Source organism: Arthrobacter sp. B0316-1-20, from assembly GCF_059091865.1.
The window spans coordinates 336,124-361,847 of the sequence record NZ_JBNHHC010000001.1; the positions used below are offsets into that span (position 1 = coordinate 336,124).

General features: G+C 68.7%; 24 protein-coding genes. 7 read left to right on the forward strand and 17 right to left on the reverse strand.

Translation table 11 applies throughout. The features are described from left to right. Positions 1-54: 54 nt before the first annotated feature. Entirely contained in the window at positions 55-1,407 is a 1,353-nt protein-coding gene (locus AC5RW2_RS01560) for an MFS transporter (protein WP_494014439.1), read from the reverse strand. Positions 1,408-1,550: 143 nt separating this feature from the next. On the opposite strand from AC5RW2_RS01560, the gene AC5RW2_RS01565 reads away from it, so the two are divergent. Beyond that, complete coding sequence (locus AC5RW2_RS01565) at positions 1,551-1,928, forward strand: hypothetical protein (RefSeq protein ID WP_494014438.1); 378 nt, start codon at positions 1,551-1,553, stop codon at positions 1,926-1,928. Between the two features lie 48 nt (positions 1,929-1,976). Here AC5RW2_RS01565 and AC5RW2_RS01570 read toward each other — a convergent pair whose 3' ends face one another. From AC5RW2_RS01570 to AC5RW2_RS01600, 7 genes are all read right to left on the reverse strand, one after another. After that, positions 1,977-2,810: a ComEA family DNA-binding protein gene (locus AC5RW2_RS01570; RefSeq protein ID WP_494014437.1), complete on the reverse strand. Its 834-nt coding sequence runs from the start codon at positions 2,808-2,810 to the stop codon at positions 1,977-1,979. Further along, positions 2,810-3,631, reverse strand: coding sequence for a ComEA family DNA-binding protein (locus AC5RW2_RS01575; RefSeq protein WP_494026119.1), 822 nt, complete (start codon positions 3,629-3,631; stop codon positions 2,810-2,812). The genes AC5RW2_RS01570 and AC5RW2_RS01575 overlap by 1 nt, the downstream gene beginning before the upstream one ends. Continuing rightward, complete coding sequence (locus AC5RW2_RS01580) at positions 3,618-4,100, reverse strand: hypothetical protein (protein ID WP_494001529.1); 483 nt, start codon at positions 4,098-4,100, stop codon at positions 3,618-3,620. Before AC5RW2_RS01580 ends, AC5RW2_RS01575 begins: the two co-directional genes overlap by 14 nt. Next, positions 4,097-4,906, reverse strand: a complete 810-nt coding sequence (locus AC5RW2_RS01585; protein ID WP_494014435.1) for a 4Fe-4S single cluster domain-containing protein — start codon at positions 4,904-4,906, stop codon at positions 4,097-4,099. The genes AC5RW2_RS01580 and AC5RW2_RS01585 overlap by 4 nt, the downstream gene beginning before the upstream one ends. Continuing rightward, a complete protein-coding gene (locus tag AC5RW2_RS01590) occupies positions 4,887-5,099 on the reverse strand; it encodes a DUF2997 domain-containing protein (protein WP_494014434.1) in 213 nt (70 codons plus the stop codon). Before AC5RW2_RS01590 ends, AC5RW2_RS01585 begins: the two co-directional genes overlap by 20 nt. Before the next feature lie 31 nt (positions 5,100-5,130). Beyond that, positions 5,131-6,777 carry an AAA family ATPase gene (locus tag AC5RW2_RS01595; protein WP_494014433.1) on the reverse strand — a complete coding sequence of 549 codons (1,647 nt, stop codon included), beginning with the start codon at positions 6,775-6,777 and terminating at the stop codon, positions 5,131-5,133. A 93-nt stretch (positions 6,778-6,870) separates the two neighbouring features. Further along, positions 6,871-7,677, reverse strand: a complete 807-nt coding sequence (locus AC5RW2_RS01600; RefSeq protein ID WP_494014432.1) for a hypothetical protein — start codon at positions 7,675-7,677, stop codon at positions 6,871-6,873. 131 nt (positions 7,678-7,808) lie between these two features. On the opposite strand from AC5RW2_RS01600, the gene purH reads away from it, so the two are divergent. After that, a complete protein-coding gene (gene purH, locus AC5RW2_RS01605) occupies positions 7,809-9,485 on the forward strand; it encodes a bifunctional phosphoribosylaminoimidazolecarboxamide formyltransferase/IMP cyclohydrolase (protein WP_494014431.1) in 1,677 nt (558 codons plus the stop codon). Positions 9,486-9,805: 320 nt separating this feature from the next. Beyond that, a complete protein-coding gene (locus AC5RW2_RS01610) occupies positions 9,806-12,034 on the forward strand; it encodes an NADP-dependent isocitrate dehydrogenase (protein WP_494014430.1) in 2,229 nt (742 codons plus the stop codon). A 136-nt stretch (positions 12,035-12,170) separates the two neighbouring features. Here the strand turns inward: AC5RW2_RS01610 and AC5RW2_RS01615 are convergent, their stop codons facing one another. Beyond that, the gene (locus AC5RW2_RS01615; RefSeq protein ID WP_494014429.1) at positions 12,171-13,262 is read right to left on the reverse strand and encodes a Gfo/Idh/MocA family protein; all 1,092 of its coding nucleotides are present in this window, start codon (positions 13,260-13,262) and stop codon (positions 12,171-12,173) included. A gap of 154 nt (positions 13,263-13,416) precedes the next feature. On the opposite strand from AC5RW2_RS01615, the gene AC5RW2_RS01620 reads away from it, so the two are divergent. Next, positions 13,417-13,986 carry a hypothetical protein gene (locus AC5RW2_RS01620; protein ID WP_494014428.1) on the forward strand — a complete coding sequence of 190 codons (570 nt, stop codon included), beginning with the start codon at positions 13,417-13,419 and terminating at the stop codon, positions 13,984-13,986. 72 nt (positions 13,987-14,058) lie between these two features. Here the strand turns inward: AC5RW2_RS01620 and AC5RW2_RS01625 are convergent, their stop codons facing one another. The 4 genes from AC5RW2_RS01625 to AC5RW2_RS01640 form a co-directional block, all read right to left on the reverse strand. Next, complete coding sequence (locus AC5RW2_RS01625; protein ID WP_494014427.1) at positions 14,059-14,943, reverse strand: carbohydrate ABC transporter permease; 885 nt, start codon at positions 14,941-14,943, stop codon at positions 14,059-14,061. Further along, the gene (locus AC5RW2_RS01630) at positions 14,943-15,848 is read right to left on the reverse strand and encodes a carbohydrate ABC transporter permease (RefSeq protein WP_494014426.1); all 906 of its coding nucleotides are present in this window, start codon (positions 15,846-15,848) and stop codon (positions 14,943-14,945) included. The genes AC5RW2_RS01625 and AC5RW2_RS01630 overlap by 1 nt, the downstream gene beginning before the upstream one ends. A gap of 91 nt (positions 15,849-15,939) precedes the next feature. Further along, a complete protein-coding gene (locus AC5RW2_RS01635; RefSeq protein ID WP_494014425.1) occupies positions 15,940-17,220 on the reverse strand; it encodes an ABC transporter substrate-binding protein in 1,281 nt (426 codons plus the stop codon). 147 nt (positions 17,221-17,367) lie between these two features. Further along, positions 17,368-18,588, reverse strand: a complete 1,221-nt coding sequence (locus tag AC5RW2_RS01640) for an ROK family transcriptional regulator (protein ID WP_494026116.1) — start codon at positions 18,586-18,588, stop codon at positions 17,368-17,370. Positions 18,589-18,735: 147 nt separating this feature from the next. Here AC5RW2_RS01640 and AC5RW2_RS01645 point away from each other — a divergent pair, with 147 nt between their 5' ends. Beyond that, the gene (locus AC5RW2_RS01645; RefSeq protein WP_494073545.1) at positions 18,736-19,461 is read left to right on the forward strand and encodes a hypothetical protein; all 726 of its coding nucleotides are present in this window, start codon (positions 18,736-18,738) and stop codon (positions 19,459-19,461) included. 15 nt (positions 19,462-19,476) lie between these two features. Here the strand turns inward: AC5RW2_RS01645 and AC5RW2_RS01650 are convergent, their stop codons facing one another. From AC5RW2_RS01650 to AC5RW2_RS01665, 4 genes are all read right to left on the reverse strand, one after another. After that, complete coding sequence (locus AC5RW2_RS01650) at positions 19,477-20,010, reverse strand: gamma carbonic anhydrase family protein (RefSeq protein WP_494026114.1); 534 nt, start codon at positions 20,008-20,010, stop codon at positions 19,477-19,479. A 73-nt stretch (positions 20,011-20,083) separates the two neighbouring features. Continuing rightward, positions 20,084-20,695, reverse strand: coding sequence for a class I SAM-dependent methyltransferase (locus tag AC5RW2_RS01655; protein ID WP_494026113.1), 612 nt, complete (start codon positions 20,693-20,695; stop codon positions 20,084-20,086). A gap of 115 nt (positions 20,696-20,810) precedes the next feature. Continuing rightward, positions 20,811-21,671, reverse strand: coding sequence for a formyltetrahydrofolate deformylase (purU, locus tag AC5RW2_RS01660; protein ID WP_494073546.1), 861 nt, complete (start codon positions 21,669-21,671; stop codon positions 20,811-20,813). 4 nt (positions 21,672-21,675) lie between these two features. Next, positions 21,676-22,785, reverse strand: coding sequence for an FAD-dependent oxidoreductase (locus tag AC5RW2_RS01665; protein ID WP_494073547.1), 1,110 nt, complete (start codon positions 22,783-22,785; stop codon positions 21,676-21,678). Between the two features lie 312 nt (positions 22,786-23,097). Between AC5RW2_RS01665 and AC5RW2_RS01670 the strand changes: the two genes are divergently transcribed. Together AC5RW2_RS01670 and glyA are read left to right on the forward strand one after the other, a co-directional pair. Then, positions 23,098-24,195 carry a S1C family serine protease gene (locus tag AC5RW2_RS01670; protein ID WP_494026110.1) on the forward strand — a complete coding sequence of 366 codons (1,098 nt, stop codon included), beginning with the start codon at positions 23,098-23,100 and terminating at the stop codon, positions 24,193-24,195. A 247-nt stretch (positions 24,196-24,442) separates the two neighbouring features. Then, entirely contained in the window at positions 24,443-25,723 is a 1,281-nt protein-coding gene (glyA, locus tag AC5RW2_RS01675; protein ID WP_494073548.1) for a serine hydroxymethyltransferase, read from the forward strand. Position 25,724: the final 1 nt, after the last annotated feature.

Sequence of the window (25,724 nt, forward strand, 5' to 3'; positions counted from 1 at the left end):
CGCCTGATGGCGGAAGGGCGCACTGCCGTCTGCGGGGCGGGGCGGGGCTTTGCACTAGAGAAGTTCGGCGCCCTTGGTCTCGGGAGAGAAGCGCGCCATCCACAACACGGCGAGCAGCACCAGGACTCCGGCGATGGCGAAGGACCAGGCCAGCCCGAGGTAGGGCCACATGACCGAGGCGAAGATGAGTGGGCCGAAGCCCGCGCCGACGCGGGAGAACGTCGATGCCCAGCCGAAGCCCGACCCGCGCAGCTCCGTAGGGTAGAGCTCGGAGACGTAGGTGTACAGCACGGGGATGGCAATCTGCACGATCATGCCGTAGGCCAGCAGCAGAGCCACCACCGCCGCGGGGACATCGATCAGAAGCGCGACGACGACCAGCGTCAGTGCGGACAACGGCCCGGTGATGGCTAGGATCCACTTGCGCCCGGTCTTCTCGACGAAGTAGGCGGCGATGATGACGCCCACCAAGCCCACGGCGGCCATGCCCGCCGTGGTCAGGAAGGCCCGCGCTGCGGCGAACCCGGCGTCGATGAGGATGATCGGCATCCAAGTCAGGGCAAGGTAGTAGACCAGCAGAATGCTGAAGAACAAAGCCCACGCCGCCGTCGTAATTTTCCAGTTGAATTTCCAGACCGCGCGGAACTGCTCCAGGACGTTGACGGCCGACAGGCGCGGCGCCTCGCTCGGTTCAGGCAGCCGCCAGTCGCGAACTGTTGCGCCGGTTCGCTCGATCATGCTGTTGATAACCTGCTCGGCCTCCGCCGTGCGGCCCCGGCTGACCAGATAGAGCGGGGATTCGGGCACCGACCGGCGGACCCAGAAGACAAGCAGCGCCGGCAGCACCATGATCAGCATAGTGAATCGCCAATCGGCCACGGTGGCCATGATGAGGGCCGAGACGACGCCGCAGAGCGCGGCCCCGACCGGCCACCAGCCGTCCATGGCAGTAAGGACCCGCCCGCGAAGCCGCCGCGGCGTGAATTCGCCGACCAGCGCATAGTCCACGGGGACACAACCGCCAAGTCCAAAGCCCGCAATGAACCGGAAAACGCAGAACCAGACGAGGTCTGGGGCGAAGGCTCCGAGGACCGTGAAGAGCGAGAAGACCAGCAACGTGGCAGTGAACGCCGTCTTACGGCCGATGATGTCGGCAATCGATCCCCAGATGAAGGCGCCCAGGGCCATGCCGATGAGGTTCGCGGTGCCGATCCACGCGGCCTGCGCCGGAACGAGGTCCCAGTGGTCAGACAGCAGCGGGATCAGGACGCCGTTGAGCGTGACGTCCCACGCGTCGAACATGAAGCCGAGGCCGCCAAGCAGGAAGATCTTGCCCTGCACCCGCCAGCGCCAGGGGAGTTCCTGCACGATTTGGTCGCCGGTGGGCAGGTGAGCGGTCTGCGTCATTCGTGGCCTTCCAGGGAGTAGCTATGGATACTTTAGTCGCGGGCGGCAGATGAGAACGTTCTCATGGAGTTCTCCTGAACGTCTCACGGTCGGCGTGCATTGTTGATTCATCAGCACCTCACCGCAGGATGAAAGGCATCAACATGAACAAGCGCACTTTGTGGATCGCGACCGGAACCCTCGGCATCATGGCAATCGGTGCCGGTGCCGCCGTCGCGGACTCCGGGTTCGGAAGCCAGGATCTGGGCCCGGGCATCGTCCAGGCGCCGGAAGCACCGGCAGTTGCCCCCGTCGTGAGCAGCAGCGTGTCCCCGACTGCGGTGAATCTGGACAGGCAGGATGTGAAGACAGCGGCCTCCGCCGCTACGGCCGAGAGCCCGACCAGCCCGGTCTCGGCCCAGAGCGCGCCGTCGCCGGTCTCGGCGCAGTCACCCGCCAGCCCGGTCTCGGCCCAGAGCGCGCCCTCGCCGGTCTCGGCGCAGTCCGCGGTTTCGGCCCCGAGCGCGCAGAGTGCTGACTAACGGAGCGCCAATGCTGCCCGGGGTCCCGGAAGTTGCCCAGGTACCGCGTCAGTAATCCACTACGCGTCCGAACGACGGCGGTGCCTGCGGCAGGCGCCGGCAGGCGATGCGGCCGCGCAGCCGCTGGAAGATGTGCGGTGGCAGGTCCAGGGCGGCGGCGAAGTCCTGTTCAGAGGTGAACCCGCCGCGCTTTTCCCTGACCTGGACGGCCTTTTTGGCAAGCGCACGCGAGAATCCGGGCAGCGTTTCGAGTTCGCGGGCGGTGGCCGCATTCACATCTACCGGTTCGAACGCGGCATCGGCCGTCGCCCGTGAGGCAGCCGCCGGAGCTCCAGCCTGCCGGCCAAGTGGTCCGGCCAAACCTGGCGCGTCCGGCCGGGCCGCCCGGGGTTCCCCGCCAGTGTCGGCTCCGGGTGCCGGGGCGCCCTTGCGGGAACCGGCACGGCTACGGTGCGCGGACCTGGGGCTGCCCGAGCCGGACCGGTTGCGCGACCGACCGCGGGAGTTCAGCTGGCTGCCGGAGCGCGCCCGTGTTGTTGACCCCGAGGTGCGGGAAGGACGGGCCGCGCCGCGGTCCCGGTCCCACTTGAAGCGCAGGTATTCGGGGTTGATGGCCAGAGCGAAGCTGCTGCCGGCCAGCCAGCATGCCAGGAGCAGCCACGTGGCGATTTCTTCCTGCACGCCGGTGCCGTCGACCAGGGCTATGGCCACGGCCGTGAGGGTGAGGTGGACCAGACCGAGGATCCACCACAGCGGCCGCCCCGCCCGCGAACCGACCACCAGCAAGGCAGCTCCGCCCAGGAACCCGAAGGTTCCCAAGGGGACCAGCAGCCAGAGGCTCTGGCGCAGATTCCACATCAGGCTCGGTTGGGCCGAAGACATCAGTAATCCACCGACCTTCCAAACGGCACCGGTTTGGCCGGCGGAAGCTTGCAGACCACCAACCGGTTCAACCGTGCGAGCTCTGGATCCCGCACATCCAAAGCGGCGGCGAAGTCCGCCACGGTGCGGAAGGGCCCACGCTCCAGGCGCAACCGCACGGCCTTGCGCGCCTTGTGCCTGCTGATCCCTGGCAGCTTCTGCAGGGCCGCCGCCGGTGCCGAGTTCACGTCCACGGGCTCGCCCGGCAGCGCAGAAGACGCGCCTGCTCCCGGTCTGCCGGATTGGGCGTAGTAGCTTGCCGCGTCGAGCCCGGGGTCGTTGAGGAGATCGGCCGCGGCCCCCGCGGGGGCCGGAGCAGTCCCTGCAAGTGGCGAGGCGGAACGGGGACGACGGCGGAACATGGCAGCGGCGGTGGGCATCGCCGTCGTGCTGTCCATTCCGGTGCCCGCTGGAGTCCGGCGGACGAGGGCACTCCACGCGCTGCCGGAGGAGCGGGACGCCTGGTTCCAGCGGTTGCGCAGCCAGGCCTGATTGATGCCCAGCGCATGCAGTGAGCTGATGGCCCAGAGCAGGAGCCGGGCCGTCGGGCCGGCCTCTTCGTTCATGAACAGCGAAACCAGCAGTGCCACCAAATAGAGGCCGCCGGCGGACAGCCAGGCGGCGCGGCGCGCCAGCAGGCCGATGATCACGAAGCCGGCCCAGCCCAAGACCCCGAGGCCGAGCAGCGGCAGCAGCAGCCACAGGCTGGCGACACCCAGCCAGGGAATGGGCGGTGTTCCGGTCCGGCCCGCGAGGGCGGCGGGAGAGTCAGCGGCGGACATTCAGGACCATGGTGACGCTCTGGTCTTCCTCGACCCTCTCCGATGCGAGCTCCAGGCCGGCGGTGTGCGCGCGTTCCCGCAGCTTCTGCAGCACCGCCTGCTGGACTTGGCGCGCGTACGCGGCGTCGATCGCCTGGACGATCTCGGCCGCGCGCCGCCGGTCGACGTCTTCACCGCTGAAGTGGACCTGCCAAATGCCGTCGGCGTCGCGTTCGAAGACCGCCGCCACGTCTGCCCAGTCCGCCTCGAGGGAGGCCTCGGTGACACGGGAAACCTTCGCCTGCGTATCTTCTAGGGCAGCCTGCAGCAGGTTCAGGTCCCGCATCCGGGTTTGCACCTGGATTTGGGGCACGGCAGCAATCTCCGGCACCGTGTCCGCGGTACGGCTCTTGGCCCTGCCCTCGAGGGCGGCATTGACCGTGGCGACGGCGGCGATGGCCGCGGGGATCAGCAGAACGGAAACACTCATGGGGTTTCTCCTGGTTCGGCGCCGGCCGGAACCGGGCGGGGCATGGTGGCGGGGGCGAGCGGGCTGCGGCGGGCGGCCGGGCGGTCGGCCCGGGCGCCCAGGTCCGCCAGCAGGGCGTCCAATTGGTCGTCGGTGGCCCAGCCGTTCAGGCCGACGGTGCCGTCGGCCGCGACCCGGATCTCGATCCGGTCGGGCTGTGCCTGAATGTCTTCCAGCAGGTTGCGGTAGCGGCCGGTCAGCGCGGTCAGGCCCTGGTTGGTTGAACCGATCCAGGGCCGGTGCAGTTCCGGCCGGTCCCTCAGGTACGGTCCGTCCGCGAGCAGGTCGGTGGCAGCGAGCAGCCCGGCAATGTCTTCGCGGTCCGCGGCCCAGCGCCGCAGGTCACGGTGCAGGTAGCCGGTGAACGTCATCACGGACAGGCCGGCGGCCTGGAAAGCGCGCGCGACGACGGCGCTGGCCGCCGCCTGTTCAAAGGGTTCGCCGCCCAGCAGGGTCAGGCCTTCGGCGCCCGCCGCCACCGCCTGGTCGACGAGATCGGCGGCGAATTGCCGGGTCGGGACGAGCTCTGCCCCGTGGGCGGCCCACAGGTGGGGGTTGAAGCAGCCGGGACACCGGATGGAGCAGCCTTGCAGCCAGAGCGCGGCCCGCCGGCCCGGTCCCTCGGCCTCGGTGGCCGGGAGGAACCGCGCGTGCCGAATGAGGCCGGCATCGGCCGGCGCCGGAGCGCAGCCGTTGTGGATGCGGGGCTCCGGGGCCGGGCCGCGCGGCTGGCCGGGCGCTCCGGGGCTATCGGTCTGCGGACTCATTGTGGACGTAGTCGCTGGTGGTGACGGCGGTCCGGTGGTAGTCCTCCGTGTAGGAGCTGGAGACGCTCTCGGCCTCCAGCAGATCCTCCAAAACCGTGATGTATTCCAGGCACTCGGCGCCGAAGATGTTGCGGGTCTCGGCCGATACCGCGCCGTCGGGCCTGACCGTGACGATCAGTTGTTGCTGGTCCATCGCTCTTCCTTCGGGGGAGGTCGGGTGTTGTCTAAAAGTCCACGGTGCGGCCGCCGCGTACCGGCTGCCCGGCGGCTGCTGCGGGCAGGCCACCGGCAGGTGGCGCCGGGTCGATCGGCTGTCGAATGTCCGCGTCCAGATCCTCGCTGCCGGTGGCACCGACGGCACGCAAGGCAGCCCACTGCCGGATGGCGCCCACTTCCTCGGCCTGCGTGATGGCCAACGGAATCATGTTGGCGACGGCCCGCTGCAGGTCGTTTAGGCGGACCGGGCGGTCTTCGGCATAGGCATCGAAAAGCGCGGCGACGACCGCCTGTTCGATTTCCGCACCGGAATAGTTTTCCGAGGCATCGGCGAGGAGTCCGACGGCGGCCGGATCGTTGGCGACGGCGTGCAGCTGGTTGGCGGCGGTGCCCTTGCCGGCCATCTGGATCTGCCAAATCACCCGGCGTTCGGCGTCGCTGGGCAGATCGACGAAGAAAATTTCGTCGAACCTGCCCTTGCGCATGAACTCCGGGGGCAGCCGGTCGATGTTGTTGGCGGTGGCGACCACGAAAACCGGATGGCGCTTTTCCTGCATCCAGGTCAGGAACGAGGCGAACACGCGGGCGGAGGTTCCGGAATCCCCCTCGCCGCTGGTGCCGGAGAAACCCTTTTCGATCTCATCGATCCACAGGATCGCCGGCGAGATGGCTTCGGCGGTGGCGATGGCGTTGCGCATGTTCTGTTCGCTGGAGCCGACCAGGCCGGAAAAGACCCGGCCGATGTCCATCCGCAGCAACGGCAGCCCCCAGGCCGACGCCATCGCCTTGGCCGTTAGGGACTTGCCGCAGCCGGGCACGCCGGTGATCAGCACGCCCTTGGGCGCGGGCAGGCCGAAGTCGGCAGCGGCATCCAGCCAGGATCCCTTTCGCTTGGCCAGCCACCGCTTGAGGTTGTTCAGCCCGCCGACCTCGTCCAGGCTGATGTTCACGTCCACGTAGTCCAGCAGCCCGGACTTGCGGATGGTCTGGCGCTTCTCGTCCAGCACCACGTGCACGTCGTGCGCGGTCAGCTCGCCGTCGTCGACCATCGCCCGCGCGAAGGCGTTCTCGGCTTCGGCCATGGTCAGGCCCAGGGCCGCCTGCACCATGTTCTCCTGGTCGGCTTCACCCAGGCTGACCTTAATCCGTCCCCCGTCGGAATTCTGGCTGATCATGTGCGCCAGCATGGCCTTGATTTCGTCATGACTGGGCAGCGGAAAGTCGACCAACGTGACGGCCTTGTCCAGTTCGGGCGGAATGCGCAGCACCGGGGCGACGATGATCAGCACCCGACCGGTGGTGCCCTGCCGGAAGGCGGCAGAGACCTCGCGGACCTTCCGGACCACCTCGGGGTCCGCCGGGCGCTGGTCGGTGCCGAAGTAGGCGTGCAGGTCGAAGAAGATGAAGACGCCCGGATCGTGCGCGCCGAGCACCCGGTCCAGGGCACGCGCCGGGGCCGTGGTGTTGGACTGCTGGCCGTCGCTGGGGGAGAGGAGCCCGCTGCTGGCGTTCCACGTCCAGACGGGGCGCGGGGTGCGCAGCGCGGCGGCGCACTTGAGCACTTCGGCGTGCACGCGTGCTTCTTCATGGCTTTCGACATACAGCACGGGGATGCGGGCCTTGAACGCTTGGTCAAGCGTTTCAGCAAAAGACATGGTCTCTCCCCTTAAGGAACGGATCGGGATCTGGCTCTACTTTAGGCACAGTTGCAGGGACTGGGCGCTTTGGCCGCGGGTTTGGCGCAGTTCTCAGCGCCCGATGTCCAGGCTCCAGCTGCCCTCGCTGGTGTCCACCAGGAAATACGTCACCGGGTACGGCTGCCAGGAGAACCGTGTGGTGCTGGTGCCGATCTTGTTGACCACCAGGTTTCGACGCGATTCCTGCCAGGTGTAGACGGCGATGTTGGCGTCACCGGTGTAGGTGAATTCGGCCAGTACCTCATCGCCCTCGTAGCGCACCAGGGCAGGGCCGGAGCCGGCGACCCTACCGTCTTCCGGTACGGCGTAAGCGACCGGGCGGACCTCCAGGCGCCAGTCGCCGTCCGCCTCGACATGCAGTGAAAATTCTTCCCGCGCGGTGGCCAGGAGACCGGCCGAGGGTTCGTCCCGGTCGCCGGACTTGTAGAGGAAGTGGACCGGCCAGTCGGGGTTCTCCGGGTCGTCCACGGCTACGCTGGCATCCACGCCGCTGTCGATGACGATCTCGAACGGACCGTCGTAACCGGCCGGCCGCTGGTAGCCGAGGACCGCGTTGCCGGATCCTGCATAGCTGCCGGGGCCGCCGGCTTCTGCCACGGTTCCCTCCCCGGCCGCCGCCGACGCCGTGCCGGTCGCTTCCCCGGCGCCGGGCGCCGGATCCGCTGCGTTCCCTGCCGCCGGTCCGTCCGCCGGACCGGGGTCAGCACCCGTGGCGGCCGCGGCGGTGAAAAGGTGAGGCAGCAGCCGGGGGACGGCGAAGCCGAGCGCGCCGCACAGAACCAGGAGACCCAGCAGCCAGACCACGAGCGAAAAACGACCGATCCGCAGTGCCGCGTCCTCAGTCATCGGTGCCGACATGTTGTGCTGTTCTCCTTTGTATGTCCCCATGAGGTTACCCACACCGCGGATCCGCTTCACACTCGGTGCCCGGCAGTAGCCCGACGCTAGACTTGGAGCATCCCCGAATCCATTCTTCCTTGGAGATTTGTGTGAGCCTGAAGCAGCTTGACCGTGTTCCCATCCGCCGCGCGTTGATCTCGGTGTACGACAAGACCGGGCTGGAGGAGCTGGCGGAAGGCCTGCACAGCGCCGGGGTCGGCATCGTTTCCACCGGCTCGACGGCCAAGAAGATCGCCGCCGCAGGCATCCCCGTCACCGAGGTTTCCGAAATCACCGGCTTCCCCGAGTGCCTGGACGGCCGGGTCAAGACGCTGCACCCGCGCGTTCACGCCGGCATCCTGGCCGACCGCCGCCTCGATGACCATGTCCGGCAGCTCACCGACCTCGAGATCGAGCCCTTCGACCTCGTGGTGGTCAACCTCTACCCGTTCGTGCAAACGGTGCGTTCCGGCGCCAGCCAGGACGAGGTCGTGGAGCAGATCGACATCGGCGGCCCTTCGATGGTGCGGGCCGCGGCGAAGAATCATCCGTCCGTGGCGGTCGTGGTGGATCCCGCCTCGTACGCGGACGTGGTGAAGGCGGCGGGTTCCGGCGGATTCGACCTGAAGACCCGCCGCCGGCTGGCGTCGTTGGCCTTCGCCCACACCGCCGCTTATGACACCGCCGTGGCCAAGTGGACCGCCGAGCAGTTCGGCGACGACGCCGAGGCCGTCGAGGCGGCGCCGGCGCTCCCGCCGTACGCCGGCCTGGCACTGGAGCGCTCGGAGTCGCTGCGCTACGGCGAGAACCCGCACCAGGCCGCCGCGCTGTATGCGGAGACCGGCGCCGAGCCGGGCATCGCGCAGGCCGAACAGTTGCACGGCAAGGCCATGAGCTTCAACAACTACGTCGACGCCGACGCCGCCGTGCGCGCGGCCTTCGACTTCGCCGAGCCGGCCGTCGCGGTGGTCAAGCACGCCAACCCCTGCGGCATCGCCGTCGCGTCCCCGGGCGCCGCCGATCCCATTGCGGATGCGCATGCGAAGGCCCACGCGACCGACCCCGTGTCCGCATTCGGCGGCGTCATCGCCGCAAACCGCACGGTGACCGCGGGCATGGCCAACACCGTCAAGGACATCTTCACCGAGGTGGTTGTCGCCCCGGGCTTCGAGCCGGAGGCCGTCGAGATCCTGTCGAAGAAGAAGAACATCCGGCTGCTGGTCCTGCCGGACGGCTTTGCCCGGGACACGGTCGAGTACAAGCAGGTCTCCGGCGGCATGCTGCTGCAGGCCTCCGACCGGATCGACGCCGACGGCGACGACCCTGCCAACTGGACGTTGGCCGCCGGCGAGGCCGCCGACGAGGGGACCTTGGCGGATCTGGCCTTCGCGTGGCGCGCTGTCCGGGCCGCGAAGTCCAACGCCATCCTGGTCGCGGCCAACCGCGCCGCGGTGGGCATCGGCATGGGCCAGGTTAACCGGCTGGATTCCTGCCGCCTGGCCGTCGAGCGGGCCAATACGCTCGGCGTGGCGGTCGACGGCGGGGCGGACGCTGCCGGGGGAGCGGCCAATGTGCAGGGCTCCGGGGCGCCCGAGCGGGCCCGCGGTGCCGTGGCGGCATCGGACGCGTTCTTCCCGTTCGCCGACGGCTTGCAGATCCTCCTCGATGCCGGCATCCGTGCCGTAGTGCAGCCCGGCGGTTCGGTCCGGGACGAAGAAGTGGTGGCAGCGGCAGACGCCGCCGGCATCACCATGTACTTCACCGGGGCACGCCACTTCTTCCACTGACCGGTCCCCCCGCTGGGCAGCGGGGCCTCGTCAACGGGCGAAAATCCTTGCCGGCAGGGTGCCGGGGGCGCAGGTTCAAGGGAACCTGCGTGCCCGGCACCGGCCGCCAGGCGTCGCGCCCCTCGGGAGTCGGTGCACCGCCGTCGTGCCGGGCGCGGGACCGGTCCGGACGCGTGTGGCTTCTGCGGCACGGCGGCTTCCCGTCGTCCTCGCGATCTGCGGTGTGCGCGTCTTCAACCGGCGCCCGGCTGCCCTCCTCGGGTAAATTGGAGGAGTTGAGTAACCAAAGAGACCCACTTTTGCAGGGAGACGCCTCACCCATGGCCAAGATTATCTATACCCACACCGACGAAGCGCCGATGCTGGCCACCTATTCGTTCTTGCCGATCGTTGAGGCCTACGCCTCCACGGCTGGTGTGGAAGTGGAGACCCGCGACATCTCGCTCGCCGGCCGTATCATCGCCGTCTTCGGCGACTACCTCACCCCCGAGCAGCGGATCGGCGACGCCCTGGCCGAACTGGGCGAACTGGCCAAGCAGCCGGAAGCCAATATCATCAAGCTGCCGAACATCAGCGCCTCCGTGCCGCAGCTGAAGGCTGCCATCAAGGAGCTGCAGGGCCACGGCTACGCGCTGCCCGACTACCCGGACGATCCGTCCTCCGACGAGGAGAAGGACATCCGCGCCCGCTACGACAAGATCAAGGGCTCGGCGGTCAACCCGGTGCTGCGCGAGGGCAACTCGGACCGCCGCGCGCCCCTGTCGGTGAAGAACTACGCGCGCCAGAACCCGCACAGCATGGGCGCCTGGACCGCCGACTCCAAGACGAACGTGGCCACCATGGGCGCCGATGACTTCCGCTCCAACGAGAAGTCGGTCGTCATGCCGGCCGACGACAAGATCAAGATCCAGCTGGTGGCCGAGGACGGTACCGTCACGGTCCTGAAGGAGGCCTTCCCGGTGCTGGTCGGCGAGGTCATCGACGGCACCGTCATGCGCGCCGCGGCGCTGGACGAATTCCTGGCGGCCCAGGTGGCCCGCGCCAAGGAAGAAGGCGTGCTCTTCTCGGCGCACCTGAAGGCCACCATGATGAAGGTCTCCGACCCGATCATCTTCGGCCACGTGGTCAAGGCCTACTTCTCCGAGCTGTTCGCAACCTACGGCGACAAGCTGGCCGCTGCCGGCCTGAGCCCGAACAACGGCCTGGCCGCCATCCTGAACGGGCTGGCGGCGCTGGACCCCGAAGACCGCAAGGGCGTCCAGGAACTGATCGACAAGGGCCTGGACGAGGGCCCGGCCATCGCCATGGTGGACTCCGACAAGGGCATCACCAACCTCCACGTTCCCTCGGACGTGATCGTGGACGCCTCGATGCCGGCCATGATCCGCACCTCCGGCCACATGTGGGGGCCGGACGGCCAGGAAGCCGACACGCTGGCAGTGCTGCCGGACAGCTCCTACGCCGGGATCTACCAGGTGGTTATCGACGACTGCCGCGCCAACGGTGCCTACGATCCGACCACCATGGGCACCGTCCCCAACGTCGGCCTGATGGCCCAGGCGGCGGAGGAATACGGCAGCCACGACAAGACGTTCGAGATCCAGACCGCCGGCACCGTGCAGGTAGTCGACGGGGCCGGCACCGTGCTCATCGAGCACCAGGTGTTCCCGAACGATATCTGGCGCGCCTGCCAGACCAAGGACCTGCCGATCCGCGACTGGGTGAAACTGGCCGTCACCCGCGCCCGCGCCAGCCAGACCCCTGCCGTGTTCTGGCTCGACGAAACCCGCGCCCACGACGCCAACCTGATCGCCAAGGTGAACGAGTACCTCAAGGACCACGACACCGACGGCCTGCAGATCGAGATCATGGCCCCGGAGAAGGCCACCGCCTTCACCCTGGAGCGCCTCCGCAAGGGCGAGGACACCATCTCGGTGACCGGAAACGTGCTGCGCGACTACCTCACGGACCTGTTCCCGATCCTGGAGCTCGGCACGAGCGCCAAGATGCTCTCGATCGTCCCGCTGATCAACGGCGGCGGCCTGTTCGAGACAGGTGCCGGCGGCTCCGCTCCGAAGCACGTCCAGCAGCTGCTGGCCGAGAACCACCTGCGCTGGGATTCGCTCGGCGAGTTCCTGGCCCTGGCCGTGTCCTTCGAGCACCTGGCCACCTCCACGGGCAACGCCCGCGCGCAGATCCTGGCCGACACGCTGGACGCCGCCACGGGCACGTTCCTGCTGGAAAACAAGTCGCCCAAGCGCAAGGCCGGCGAGCTGGACAACCGCGGCAGCCACTTCTACCTGGCCCTTTACTGGGCGCAGGAACTGGCCAACCAGACCGCCGACGCCGAGCTGGCCGCGGCCTTCTCCGGCATTGCCTCCGAGCTGGCCCAGAACGAAGGGGCCATCGTCGGCGAGCTCAATGCCGTGCAGGGATCCCCGGTGGACCTGGACGGCTACTACCGGCCGGATGCGGCCAAGGCCGCTGAGGTCATGCGCCCGTCGGCCACGCTGAACAGCATCGTGGCCACGCTGACCGAAAAGAAGTAGGCCGCGCCGGGCGCCCGTCCGGCAGCAGCCACCCGTTGCGACGGCGGACGGCGCACCTCCCGCGGGAAGGTGCGCCGTCCGCCGTCGTGCTGTCCGGGCCGGTCCGCTGCCGCCGTGTCGGCCGCTGCTCTTCGGCTCAGTCCGTCACCGGCACCGCACGGTCATTGGCATAGCTGACCCCCAGCTGGGCGCGGACCCCGTCGAAGAGCCGCATGGTGTCCACGGTGTCCGCCCAGGGCATGGTGGGGCTCTGCTGCAGGCCGGACTGGACGCAGCGGGTGACTTCACGCAGCTCGAAAACGTAGCCGCGGCCGACGCTCGGGAAGGTTTCCACCCGGGGCTGGCCCAAATGCGGTTGGACCGCCAGCTCGGTGGGGTTATGCAGCGGCGCGTTGCTGCGGAGCCACCCGCCGGTGCAGGCGACGGTGGCCGTGCGCGGCGAGGCGGCCTGCAACGAACACGCGAGCTGCGCCTGGGCACCCGAACGGTAGCTGAGCGTCATGGCGTTCTGCGCGTCGATGCCGTCGTCGTTGACATGGCCGGAGGCGGCCACCGTCTGCGGGAAACCCAAGGTCCCCAGCGCCCAGGTCAGCGGATAGACCGCCAGGTCCAGCAGCGCTCCGCCGCCGGCTGCCGGATTCCACAGCCGGGCGGCCGGGTCGTAGACCGCCGGAAATCCGAGGTCGGCCTGCAGCCAGCGGACCTCGCCGAGTTCGCCAGACGCGAGGATGTCCCAGACGCGGTTGATGATCGGCAGGAAGCGCGTCCAGACCGCCTCCATCAGGAACAGTCCCCGCGCGGCCGCCAGTTCCGTCAGCTCCAGGGCTTCCCGGGCGTTGATGGTCAGGGACTTTTCGCACAGCACGTGCTTGCCGGCCTGCAGCGCCCGTCCCGCGATCTCGTAATGCTGGCCGTGCGGAGTGGCCACGTAGACCACGTCGACGTCCGGGTCGGCGAAAAGCTGGTCGTAGCCCTTGCCGGCGTCGCCGTCGAAATAGGCGGTCGCGAAGCCGAAACGCCGTTGGAAGGCCACCGCGTTGGCCTGGTTGCGGGAACTGACCGCCTGCAGCACGGCATCCTCCAGCCGGGCGATGTCCTCGGTAACCCGGGTGGCGATGGTCCCGGTGGCGACCACGCCCCAGCGCAGCGTCCGGCCGGTGGCTGCGCGCGGATCCGGGGCGCCGGGCCGGGCGCAGGGCGGGGTGACGATCCGGGGCGGTTGTCCCATGGCTCCATCTTGGCGGCCGGCGGCCGGGACGTCCATGGGCACCGATTGCCCTTTGTCCCGTCCTGACGCGCGCCTCGCTGCCCTACCGATGTGGACCTATCGATGGTACAAAGTAAGCAGGCTCAGTAATTCACAACGAGGAGGAGCCCGCACCATGGATACAGGCATGATCGTCGGAATCATCATCGCGATAGTTGTACTCCTGATCATCATCGGAGTCATTGTCTTCTTTGCGCAAAAGCGGAACACCAAGCGGAAGTTCGAGAAGCAGGAGGAGAACCGCAGGGAGGCAGCGGAGTTGCGGCAGAACGCGCAGGTGTCCTCGGTGGAGGCGCGGGAACGCCAGGCGGACGCCACCCAGGCGCAGGCCGAGGCCCAGCGGGCGGACGTCGAGGCCGAGCGTGCCAAGATTGAAGCCGACCGCCTGCGCCAGGCTGCCGAGCAGCGGCAGGCCGACGCCCAGGGAATCCGGCAGGAGAGCGAAGAGCAGTTGCGCCGCGCCGATGACCTGGACCCCGACGTCAACACCAAGGACCGGGACGCCCGGAAAGACCGCAAGCACGACGGCGGCGCCCACCGCGGCGACGCCGACCCCGACCGCGGTGTAGACGCGGCCGCGGGGTACGGCGACGACGGCGGCCGGCATGTCGATGACGCGCGCAACGACGGCGCCCGGGCTGCCGACGACACCCGCCGCGGCGAGGGCGGCAGCCACAACATCTAGGCCCGATCACAACAACACCTGGCGCCTGCTTCCCCCGGGGAGGCAGGCGCCAGGTGTTGTTGGGGGAGCCGCTCAGCCCTTGACGGAACCGCTCATCAGGCCGCCGACGAAGTACTTGCCCAGGATGATGTAGACCAGCAGCGTGGGCAGCGAGGCGATCAGCGCGCCGGCCATCGACGCGGCGTAGTCGGTCAGCTGTCCGCCGGCCAGGAAGCTCAGCGCGATGGTGACCGGGCCGTTGGAGCCGGAGGAGAAGAACGCCGCGAACAGGTAGTCGTTCCAGGCGGAGGTGAACTGCCAGATGAGCACCACCACGAAGCCCGGGGCGGAGACCGGCAGGATCACCGAGGCGTAGGTGCGCAGCAGCCCGGCTCCGTCCATGCGCGCCGCTTCGATCAGCTCGGCCGGCACGGATTCGTAGTAGTTGCGGAAGATCAGGGTGCAGATCGGCAGGCCGTAAACGATGTGCAGCACCAGCAGCGAGGGGATGCCGTTGGGCACCCCGAGACCCTGCATCAGCTGGGTCAGCGGGATCATCACGGCCTGGTACGGGATGAACATGCCGAACAGGATGAGGGTGAAGACCACGTTGGCGTAGGGGAAGCGCCAGCGGGAGAGCACGAACCCGTTCATCGATCCGAGCAGGGCCGAGATGATCGAGGCGGGGATGACCATGGCGAAGGTGCGGCCCAACGCCGGGCCCAGGGTGTCCCAGGCCTTGGCCCAGCCCGCGGTTTCCCACGTCGTCGGGAAGAGCCACGCGGTGGAGGGATCGGCGTCGGACGGGCCCTTGAAACTGGTAATGAACAGGACGTAGGCCGGAATCAGCACCACAAACACGAAGAGCAGCAGGATGGAGTATTTGAGCGTCCGGTTCATCCTCTGCCGGCCGGTGCGGGGAGCCGCCGGCCGGGGCCGGGCAACCTCGACGGGTGGCGGGACAGTTGCAGTGGCCATCAGCGCTTCTCCTGCCGTGAGGTGTAGACGAGGTACGGGACGACCACCAGCGCGACCAGCACCAGCATGATGGTGCCGATGGCGGCCGAGTCGGCGTAGTCGCTGCCGATGTACTTGACCCACATCATGGTGGCCGGGACCTGGATGTCGTAGGTATTGGCGTCGGGAACGATCGCCCGGATCAGGTCGAACAGCTTCAACGACATATGGCCGATGATGATGACAGCCGAGAGCATCACCGGGCTCAGCTGCGGAAAGATCACGTGACGGTAGAGCTTCCACTCGCTGCAGCCGTCGATCCGCGCCGCCTCGCGCAGTTCTTCCGGGATGCCGCGGAATCCGGCCAGGAACAGGGCCATCACGTAGCCGGAGAGCTGCCAGATGGCCGGCACGGCGATGGCGGCAATGCCCCAGTTGGGATCGGACCACCAGCTGTTCTGCAGGAAGCCGAGCCCCGTGCTGTCCAGCAGCCGGTTCAACCCTGTGGCACGCTCACCGCCGGGCTCGCTGGTCTGCAGGCTTGACAGCAGCCAGCGCCAGACCACGCCCGAGGCGATGAAGGACACCGCCATCGGGAAGAGGTAGACCGAGCGGAACAGCCCCTCGCCGGCGCCGGGCCGCTCCAGGATCCAGGCCCAGAGGAAGCCGAAGATCAGCGTGCCGGCCAGGAACACCACCGTCAGCAGGAGCAGGTTGCGCAGTGCGTGCTGGAAATCTGCGTCCCCGAACAGCCGGAGGTAGTTCTCCAGGCCGACGAATTCCGACGACGGCCGGGCCGTGTGCTGGTTGGTCATCGAGATGCGGACGTTTTCCGCGATCAACGCGTAGACGAAGACCGCCAGCAGGATGAGGGTAGGGGCGATCAGGGCCAGCCCCGGTCCCCAGGTCTTCACTTTCTTGAACATGGACTTCTCCTAGTGCCGCCGTACACGCCGGTGTGACATGGAAGGGCGGGCGCGGTGGTGGTGCCGCGCCCGCCCTTCCGGGGCGTCCTGGCTACTGCATGAACTTCTCGGCGATGGACGCCAAGGATTCCTGCAGGGCAGCCACGTCCTGCGGGCCGCCGAACTTGCTGACGGCGGTGCTCAGCTCGTTCAGCCAGGCCACCGGCACGGCGGCGCCGTGGGCCAGCGAGGACACGATGGTGTCGGACGAGAAGTCCTCGATGGCGCTCTGCTGGTATTCGCCGAACTCGTCGGACGGCACGTCGGTGCGGGCCGGGATGGAGCCCTTTGCCGCGTTGAATGCCTGCTGGCCCTCAACGCTGGAGATGGTGGTCAGCCAGGCCTCGGCACCGGCCGGGTTGGGAGCACCCTTGGGCAGCGTGAATGAATCGGCCAGGAAGTCGAAGATGCCGTCGGTGCCCGGGGTGGGGAAGTAGACGTAGTCCTCACCGGGCTTCTTGCCGTCCTGCGCGAACTTGGCTTCGGCCCAGTCGCCCATCACGTTGTAGGCGGCGGCGCCGTCCTCCACCAGCTGGGTGGCAGGACCCCAGTCGCTGAGGGTGTCACGGTCGGAGTTGGTGTAGCTGAGGGTCTTCTTGTAGTTCTCGATCGCCTCGGTCACGTCGGGGCCGGACCAGTCGGTGGTGCCGTCCCAGAGCCCGTTGTAGCCCTCGGCGCCAAGGGTGGCGAGCAGGATGTTCTCGAACAGCTGGACCTGGGTCCAGGTGCCGGCCACGGCCAGCGGGGTCTTCCCCGCCTCCTTGATCTTGTCCATGTCCGCGAACCAGGCGTCGAGATCGGCCGGCGGGCTGTTCGGATCCAGGCCGGCGTCCTCCAACACGTCCACGTTGGCCCACACCACGTTGGCCCGGTGGATATTCGACGGCACGGAGTAGATCTTGCCCTCAACGGTCAGCCGGTCCAGCAGGTCCTGGGGGAACGCCTCGTTGAGCTGGGCGTCCTCGTAGAAGGAAGTCAGGTCCTCCAGCTGGTCGGCGGCGATGTAGTCCTGCAGCTCGGCGCCGGCATGCGCCTGGAACGAGTCCGGCGGATTGCCCGACTTCAGGTTGGCCGCCAGCACGCTCTTGGCCTGGCTGCCGGCGCCGCCGGCGACGGCAAGGTTGTCGAACTTCAGCTCCGGATACTGTTCGGTGAAGATTTCCACCAGCGCATCCAGCCCGACCTTCTCGGAACCGTCCGCCCACCAAGTGAAGACTCCTACCGACCCCGACGCTTCCTCAGGGTTGGCTTCGTCCACCGCGCTTCCGCCGCCGCACGCGGACAGGAGCAAACCCGCGGCCGCAACGCCGGCGAGCAAAGATTTGCGTCGCATAAACGCCTCCATCAATCAGCAGTCATGGCCACGGGGTCGGCAAGACCCGCACACGGATGTGTGGCTTAGTACCGAAGTTAACTCCGTCACACACCTTGTCGTCAAGAGTTGAACGCAAAGACGACCCCGGGAGGGTCCCGTCCGTGCTTAGGCGACGGGGAGTTCGGCCTGTTGAAGCACCAGCGTCGCAGCGCCCAACGCCTCGGCCCGGCTGCCCAAGGTGGACATCGCCAACTCCGTGGATTCTCCGACGACCGGAACCGCGTGGCGCAGCAGCCCGCGCCGTATCGGGTCCAGCAGGATGCTGCCGAGGCCCGTCAGCGAACCGCCGACCACGATGACCTCGGGATTGAGCAGGTTGCAGACGTTGGCGAGGGCGCGTCCCACGGCCAGGCCCGCATCATCGATCACGCGCAGGACGGCCGGGTCGCCCTCCAGTGCGATCCGGACGATGTCCTCGGTGCCGATGGGCTCGCCGCGGCCGCGGCTGAGCAGATCGATCATGGTGGAGGTGGAGGCCACCGTCTCCAGGCACCCGCGGTTGCCGCACCGGCAGATGATGCCGTGTTCGGCGACCGTGGCATGGCCTACCTCGCCCGTGACGCCGACATGGCCGTAATAGAGCTTGCCGTTGAGGACCAGGCCGGCCCCGATCCCGGATCCGATCTTCAGGAAGACCAGGTTCTGCGCGTGCCGGTAGGGGCCCCAGCTGACTTGGGCAAGGGCGCCCAGATTTGCGTCGTTGTCCACGAAGACGTCGGTGCCGAACCTCTCCCGCAGGCGGGCCAGCAGGTTGATGCCCACCCATTCGGGCAGGATGGCACCGTGGATCACGGTGCCGGTCCTCCGGTCGATCGGGCCCGGTATGCCTGCGCCCACCCCGATCACGGCCCGGGGGGAAACGGAGTTTTCATCCAACAGCCGCTGCGCCAGCCGGGCGGCGGTGTCGATGCCCTGCTCGGCCCCGTGGCCGAGCGGCAATTCGACGGCGCCTTCGGCGAGCACCTGGTGGTCGAGGCTGACCAGCACCACGTGCACGTGCCGGCGGCCGAAATCCACTCCGACGGCAACCGCGCCACGGCCATCGAGCAGGACCGACAGGGCGCGGCGGCCGGAACTCGTGGTGGGCGCGGTGCTGACCAGTCCGTCGTCGGCCATCGCCTTGACGATGTTGGAGACCGTGGCGGTGGACAGCCCCGTTTGCCGGGACAGTTCGGCCTGGGTAAGCGGGCCGCGTAACATCAGCGCCTGCAGGACCCGTTGGCTGTTCCGCCGCCGCAGGGCGCTTTGGGACCCCGGCCGGAGCTGGGGTGTGCGCGGCACCGGAGGCTGCGGGGCCTCGAGGGTGGACGGCTGATCGGCTCGCATACAGAAAAGCGTGCGGCAGCGCCGCCTTGTAGTCAAGAAGTTAACGCAACTGCCTCTTGGCGCGGCCCCTTTGGCGGCCGGCCTTGCCACCGATCCGGCCGCCCTTTCCTGAGCGTAGACTGGCCGCAACGCGCGGAGGCGAATGACATGGAAGACCTCAGGCTCATCGTCAACGATCTGGAACGCAACGCACGGCTTCCCGCCGGCGACGACGAACGGTTCTTCGGTTACGTCGTGTCGGGGCTGACCTTCCCCTCCGGCCATGTGCTGGGCCTGCGGCGGTTTCCGGTCACCTCGGTCGGCCCCGGCTACACCTCCGTGTGGCTGCGTGATCCCGCCGAAAACTGGAGCATCTTCACCACGGTGCCGGCGGAAAAATCCTGTCCCCGGTATTTCGGCAGCGGTCTGCGGCACACCTCGGTGCACGCCATCGCGGTTGATTGGACCGGGCCGCGCGGTTTCACCGTGTCCATCCCGGACATCGACTTCTCTTGGGACGCAACCGTCTCGGGCACCCCGGTCACCCGGCTTATGTCCGGAATGACGGCCAAGACGCCGGACCGGCTGTGGCGGAGTGGCCCCTTCCTGGCTGCCATGGGCGTCATGTCGGGCCCGGCACTGCGGCTGGGGCGGATGCGGCTGGCGGGGACCGCCCCGAACCGGCAGCGGTTCCGCGCCGCCCCGCGCCGGCTGTGGTTCATCGACAACAGCAGTGCACGGCTGGGGGCAACGGACTTCGGGCCGCCGGGCCCGCTTCCCGAGCAGGCCAGGCTGGGCGGCTTCTGGGTTCCGCAGCGCGGTACGTTCATGATCGGCGCGGCCGCCTTTGAGACCCTCGATCCGGCCAGGCACCTGCAGCAATCCACGGCCTGACCGGGCTCTCAGCGGCTACGCCTCCGCGGCGTCGTCGATCGCGTCGCGGTGCAAGGCGGCGATTTCCACGTAGCGGGCGGCGTTGTCCAACACCGACAGGTACTCGTCCTCGCTGAGTTGGCGGCGGACCTTGGCCGGGACGCCCGCGACGAGCGAACGCGGGGGAATCTGTGTGCCCTCCAGCACGACGGCGCCGGCTGCCACCAGCGAACCCTCACCGACCACCGCGCCGTTCATGACCGTGGCGCTCATGCCGATCAGGCAGTTGTCCTCGATCGTGCAGCCATGGATTACGGCGGCGTGGCCGACGCTGACGCCGGCGCCGACGGTGCAGGGGAAACCGGGGTCCGCGTGCAGGACCACGTTGTCCTGCAGGTTGCTGCGCTCGCCGACGCGGATGGGAGCGGTGTCGCCGCGGACGCTGACGCCGTAGAAGGCGCTGGAGTCGGCTGCCAGCGCCACGTCGCCGCTGAGCGTCGCCGTGGGGGCGACGAAGGCGGACGGATCGACGGCCGGCAGCATGCCGGAGATGGTGATGATGTGGGCCATCCCATCAGCCTAGCGACACCGGACCCGCCGCAGGAGCTTCGTGACGGACCTTCCGTGCCGCGGAGCCTGCCGCTCACGGCTTGGTCAGGATAAAGAATTGATAGTGCCGGTCGGACTCCGGCCGCTCCCAGGTGGTGAAACCGGAGATCAGGCCGTGCTCCCCGAAGAGCCGCCGGACGGTTGCGTCGCTGCGGCGGCTGTAGAAGCGGCGCGGTTCGAAGTCGTCGTCGGCAACGATGCCCTCCTCGTCGTCGCCGGACCAGAGCCCGACCGCCAGCGGAGCGCCCGAGGCCAACACCCGCATGGTTTCGGCGAGAACATCCGGCAGGTCCTGGTCGGGGATGTGCAGCAGCGTGCTCATGGTCCAACCGGCGGAGAACGTTCCCCCCGCGAACGGCAACTCCCGGGCCGAGCTGACCACCGCCTCCAGGTGCTTCGTCCGGGCCAGCCGGACGTTCTGCTCGGACAAATCCACGCCGGTGTAATGGATTCCCGCCGCCTTGAACGCGAGCCCGTCCGTGCCGGTGCCGCAGCCGATCTCCAACACGCTGTGCCGCCGGGCTGCGACCAGGGAGGCAATGAATTCCTGCCGGGCTGCGTCCCTGCGGGGATCCCTCCAGCGCCGGTCGCGCTCGGGCGCCTGCCGGTCGTAGAACGCCCTCAGTTCAGGCTCATGGTTGCCCATCCGATGAGAGTACGCCCTGCGCCGGGCCGGGCACAGGGGCGGACACCGCCGTCGTAAATGGACCACTGAGCGGGCCCCGACGAGAGGAGCCCGGCGCGTGGACGCCGGCGTCGAACTAGTTGAAGACGACGGTGCGGGTGCCGTCGAGGAGCACACGGTGTTCGGCGTGCCACTGCACGGCGCGGGCCAGGGTGCGCGCCTCGCCGTCCCGGCCCAGGGCCACGAACTGCTCGGCGGTGTGGGCGTGGCGGACCGGAATGACTTCCTGGTCGATGATCGGGCCCTCGTCCAGGTCCCCGGTGACGTAGTGCGCCGTGGCGCCAATCAGCTTCACGCCGCGGGCGTGCGCCTGGTGGTACGGCCTGGCGCCCTTGAAGCTGGGCAGGAACGAGTGGTGGATGTTGATGGCCTTGCCGGCCAGTTCGGTGCAGAGATCGTTGCTGAGCACCTGCATGTAGCGGGCCAGCACCACCAGTTCCACGTCGTGTTGCTCGGCCAGGTCCCGCAGGGCCTGCTCGGCCTGCGGCTTGGTGTCCGGAGTGACCGGAATGTGGTGGAAGGGGATGCCGTAGAACGCTGCGAGCTCGGCCAGGTCCTGGTGGTTGGAGACGATGGCGGGGATCTCGATCGGCAACGTGCCGGAGCGCTGCAGGAACAGCAGGTGGTTCAGGCAGTGCGCCGACTTGGACGCCATCAGCAGCGTGCGCATCTCCACGCCGTCGCGGCGCAGTTTCCAGTCCATGCCGAACTCCTGCGCGACCGGCTGCAGCCGGTCGTGGAGTTCTGTGTAGGACAGGTCCGTGGCAACCGCCACGCGCATGAAGAACCGGCCGGACTGCGGGCTGCCGTACTGCTGCGAGTCGGTGATGTTTCCGCCGGCCCCGGCCAGGGCGCCGGCAACGGCATGCACGATACCGGGGCGGTCCGGGCAGGAGAGGATCAGGGTGTAGGCGGTGGCGGCGGGAGCTTCAATCACGCATCTAGGGTACCGGCTGGGCTTCGGCTTCTGCGGCAAGGTACCTGCCCGCGGCCACGGCCGCCGCCCGGCCGGCGCGGGTGGCCCCGACCGTAGACGCCGATGCGCCGTATCCGACCAGGAACAACCGCGGCTCCTTCACCACCGAGACGCCGTCGTCGCCCATCCGGATCCCGCCGCCCGGTTCACGCAGCCGCAGCGGCGCCAGGTGGTCCAGCGACGGCCGGAATCCGGTGGCCCAGAGGATGACGTCTACATTTTCGGCCGAGCCGTCGGCAAATTCGACGCCGTGCTCGGTGATGCGGGCCAGCTTGCCGCGTGAGACGAGCACGCCGTCGTCGATGCCCTTCCGGTACGTCTCGGTCAGCGGCAGCCCCGTGGCGGCAACCACGCTCAGGGTCGGCAGGCCCGCGCGCGTGCGCGCGCTGACCCTGCGTTCCACGTCGACACCCCATTCCATGTCGAACGGGGCCGCGGTGAAGTCGGGGTCGCGGCGGGTGGACCAGAGCGTGTCCGCCCCGGCCGCGTCCAGCTGGAGCAGGAACTGCAGCGCGGACGTCCCGCCGCCGACCACCAGGACCCGCTGCCCGCGGAACTCGTCCGCCGACCAGAAGTCCCGCGTGTGCAACTGGCGGCCGCGGAAGGTCTCCCGGCCCGGGTAGTGCGGCCAGTGCGGCTTGTCCCAGGTGCCGGTGCCGCTGATGACGGTCCGCGCCAGCCACTCGCCGCCGGTGGCGCTGCGCACGCGCAGGAAGGCGCCGTCGTCGTCCACCGAGGTCACGCGCACGGGGCGGTGCACAGGGAGATTGAACCGCCGCTCGTAGGTGCCGTAATAACGGCGGACGACGGCGGAGGACGGCTCCTGCGGGTCCGGAACCCCGAGGGGCAGGCCGGGAAGGTCGTGCAGGCCGTGCGCCGCGTCGAAGGTCAGCGAGGGCCAGCGGTGGCGCCAGGCGCCGCCCGGGCCGTCGTTGGCGTCGAGGACCACGAAGTCCTGGTCCGGGACCAGGCCGCGGCGGGCCAGCCGGTAGGCCGCGCTCAGCCCGGCCTGGCCCGCGCCGATCACCACCGCCTGCAGCGGCTGTTGACCGGTGCCGTTCGCTTGGTCCGTCACGATGCCCCTCCGATTTGTTGACACTTCAACATCTGTCCGGTGCAACGAGGGCCGCCCGCCGGGTATTCCGTGGCGAGCGGGCGGAACGGTGAGGCGGGCGGCGGGGGAGCCTGGCGGGCGGCAGGGGAGCGTGGCGGGCGGGTCCGAGAGCGCAGCGGGCCGGTGGCCGGGATCCCATGGCAGACCGGCCCGAGAGTGTGGCGGGCCGGCGGGAAGAGTATCGCGTGCCGGATCCATCCGATGGCCGTAAGGCGTTTTCTGCCCATCCCGATGGGTCTAGGGTGGCAGCAGCGACGACGGAAGGTCCGGGCCATGACGCATTTGGAACGGGAGAAAACGCTCCGTAGTGCAGGGCGCGTGCTGCTGGTCGCCGCGCTCCTGGCTGGCCTGGCCGGGTGTACCGGCGAGACCGGCGGGGAGCCGGCCGAGACCGGCGGAAGCGAGTTGGCCGCCACCGGCGGGACCACGCAGGCGCCGGGTGATGCAGGAGGACAGCCCGCGGGGGCGCAGCCTGCCGGCGGCATTCCGGAGATCGTGGAGAACGTGCAGCCGTCCGTGGTGACGGTCTTTACCGACAACGGACTGGGCAGCGGCGTGGTCTATTCCGAAGACGGGCTGATCCTGACCAATGAACATGTGGTCGGCGACAACACCACCGTCGAGGTTGGCTTCGCCGACGGGCAACGCAGCGCGGGCAAGGTCCTGGCGACGGATGCGGTGTCCGATCTGGCCTTGGTGCGGACCGAGCGCGACGGGCTCCCGGCCGCCGAGTTCAACACGTCGCTGCCGACGATCGGCGAACTTGCCGTGGTGATCGGTTCGCCGCTGGGCTTCGAGAATACTGCCACGGCAGGCATTATCTCCGGCCTGCACCGTTCCATCCCGGGCTCCGCCTCGTCGAGCCTGGCGCTGGTGGACCTGATCCAGACCGACGCGCCGATCAGCCCCGGCAACTCGGGCGGCGCCGTCGTCAATGCGCGGAGCCAAGTGGTGGGCATCAGCGAGGCCTACATCCCGCCGGAGGCCGGCGCGGTGTCGCTCGGTTTCGCCATTCCCGCCGCCACCGCCCGGGAAGTCGCCGAGGAACTGCTCGAAGACGGGACCGCCGACCACGCTTTCATGGGCCTGACTCCCGCCAGCATTACGGCGGCGATCGCCGAGCAGCTTGGAGTGCCCCAGGCGGAGGGCGTCCTGGCCCTGTCCGTAGGCGACGGCGGCCCGGCCGACGAGGCGGGAATCCGCGCCGGCGATGTGCTGCTGAGCGTGGACGGCGAGGCGCTGGCGAGCGCCGAAGACCTGCTGGCCGCAATCCGCCAGCACAACCCGGGCGACACAGTCAGCGTGGAAGTGCGCCGCGACGACGAGACCCGGAGCGTGCAGGTTGCGCTCTCGGACCGCCCGGTGCCGTGACCGGCTGCTAGGATTGGCTCGCCGCGACTGGCGTTAGGTGGGACACCACCAGGAAGCGGCAGCAGGGCCGGAGACCGTCGGTTACCGCTCCTGCATATACCGACCTCGGATCGCACGCCTGGGACGTAAGGTCACGTTCGGGCCGGAGTGTGTCCGGGGCAGGTCATGCGTCATGCGTGCGGGTGCCTGCAGCCGGTAATCTGGCCTGTAGCAGTGAGATAAGCCCCACCACCCAGGAGATTCTCCCTTGACTTCTACGCCCTCTGTGACCGATCTGCCGCTGTCCCAGGTGGATCCTGAAATCGCCGCCGTGATCGACGCCGAACTCGGTCGCCAGCGCGACACTCTCGAAATGATCGCCTCCGAAAACTTCGCGCCGCGTTCGGTGCTCGAAGTCCAAGGCTCGGTCCTGACCAACAAATACGCCGAGGGATACCCGGGACGGCGCTACTACGGCGGCTGCGAGCACGTAGACGTCGCCGAGAACCTGGCCATCGAGCGGGCCAAGTCGCTCTTCGGCGCGGAATTCGCCAACGTCCAGCCGCACGCCGGCGCCCAGGCCAACGCGGCCGCCCTCTCCGCCCTCATCCAGCCGGGCGACAAGATGATGGGCCTGTCCCTGGCCCACGGCGGCCACCTGACCCACGGGATGAGGCTGAACTTCTCCGGCAAGCTCTACCAGGTCGCCGCCTACGAGGTTGACCCGAAGACCTTCCGGGTGGACATGGATAAGGTCCGCGAGCAGGCGCTGGCCGAACGTCCGAACGTGCTCGTGGCCGGCTGGTCCGCGTACCCCCGCCAGCTGGACTTTGAGGCCTTCCGTTCCATCGCCGACGAGGTCGGAGCCTACCTCTGGACCGACATGGCGCACTTCGCCGGGCTGGTCGCCGCCGGCCTGCATCCGAACCCGGTGCCGCACTCGGACATCGTCACCTCCACGGTCCACAAGACCCTGTCCGGCCCGCGCTCCGGCGTGATCCTGGGCAAGGAATCCTTCGCCAAGAAGGTCAACTCGGCCGTTTTCCCGGGTCAGCAGGGCGGCCCGCTGATGCATGTGGTCGCTGCCAAGGCGGTGGCCTTCAAGATTGCCGCCGGCGAGGAATTCAAGCAGCGCCAGGAACGCGTGCTCGAAGGCGCCCGGATCCTGGCCGAGCGCCTGGCCGCCGCCGACGTGGCCGAGGCCGGCGTGTCCGTGCTGACCGGCGGCACCGACGTCCACCTGGTCCTGGTGGACCTGCGCAATTCCCAGTTGGACGGCAAGCAGGCCGAAGACCTGCTGCACGAGGCTGGCATTACGGTGAACCGCAACGCCGTGCCGTTCGACCCGCGCCCGCCGATGGTCACCTCGGGGCTGCGCATCGGTACGCCGGCGCTGGCCACCCGGGGTTTTGGGGCGGCCGAATTCACCGAGGTCGCAGACATCATCGCCACCGCGCTCAAGGGCAGCGCCGATACCGCCGCCTTGCGGGCCCGCGTGAAGAAGCTCGCCGACGACTTCCCGCTCTACCCCGGCCACGAGGAGTGGTGAC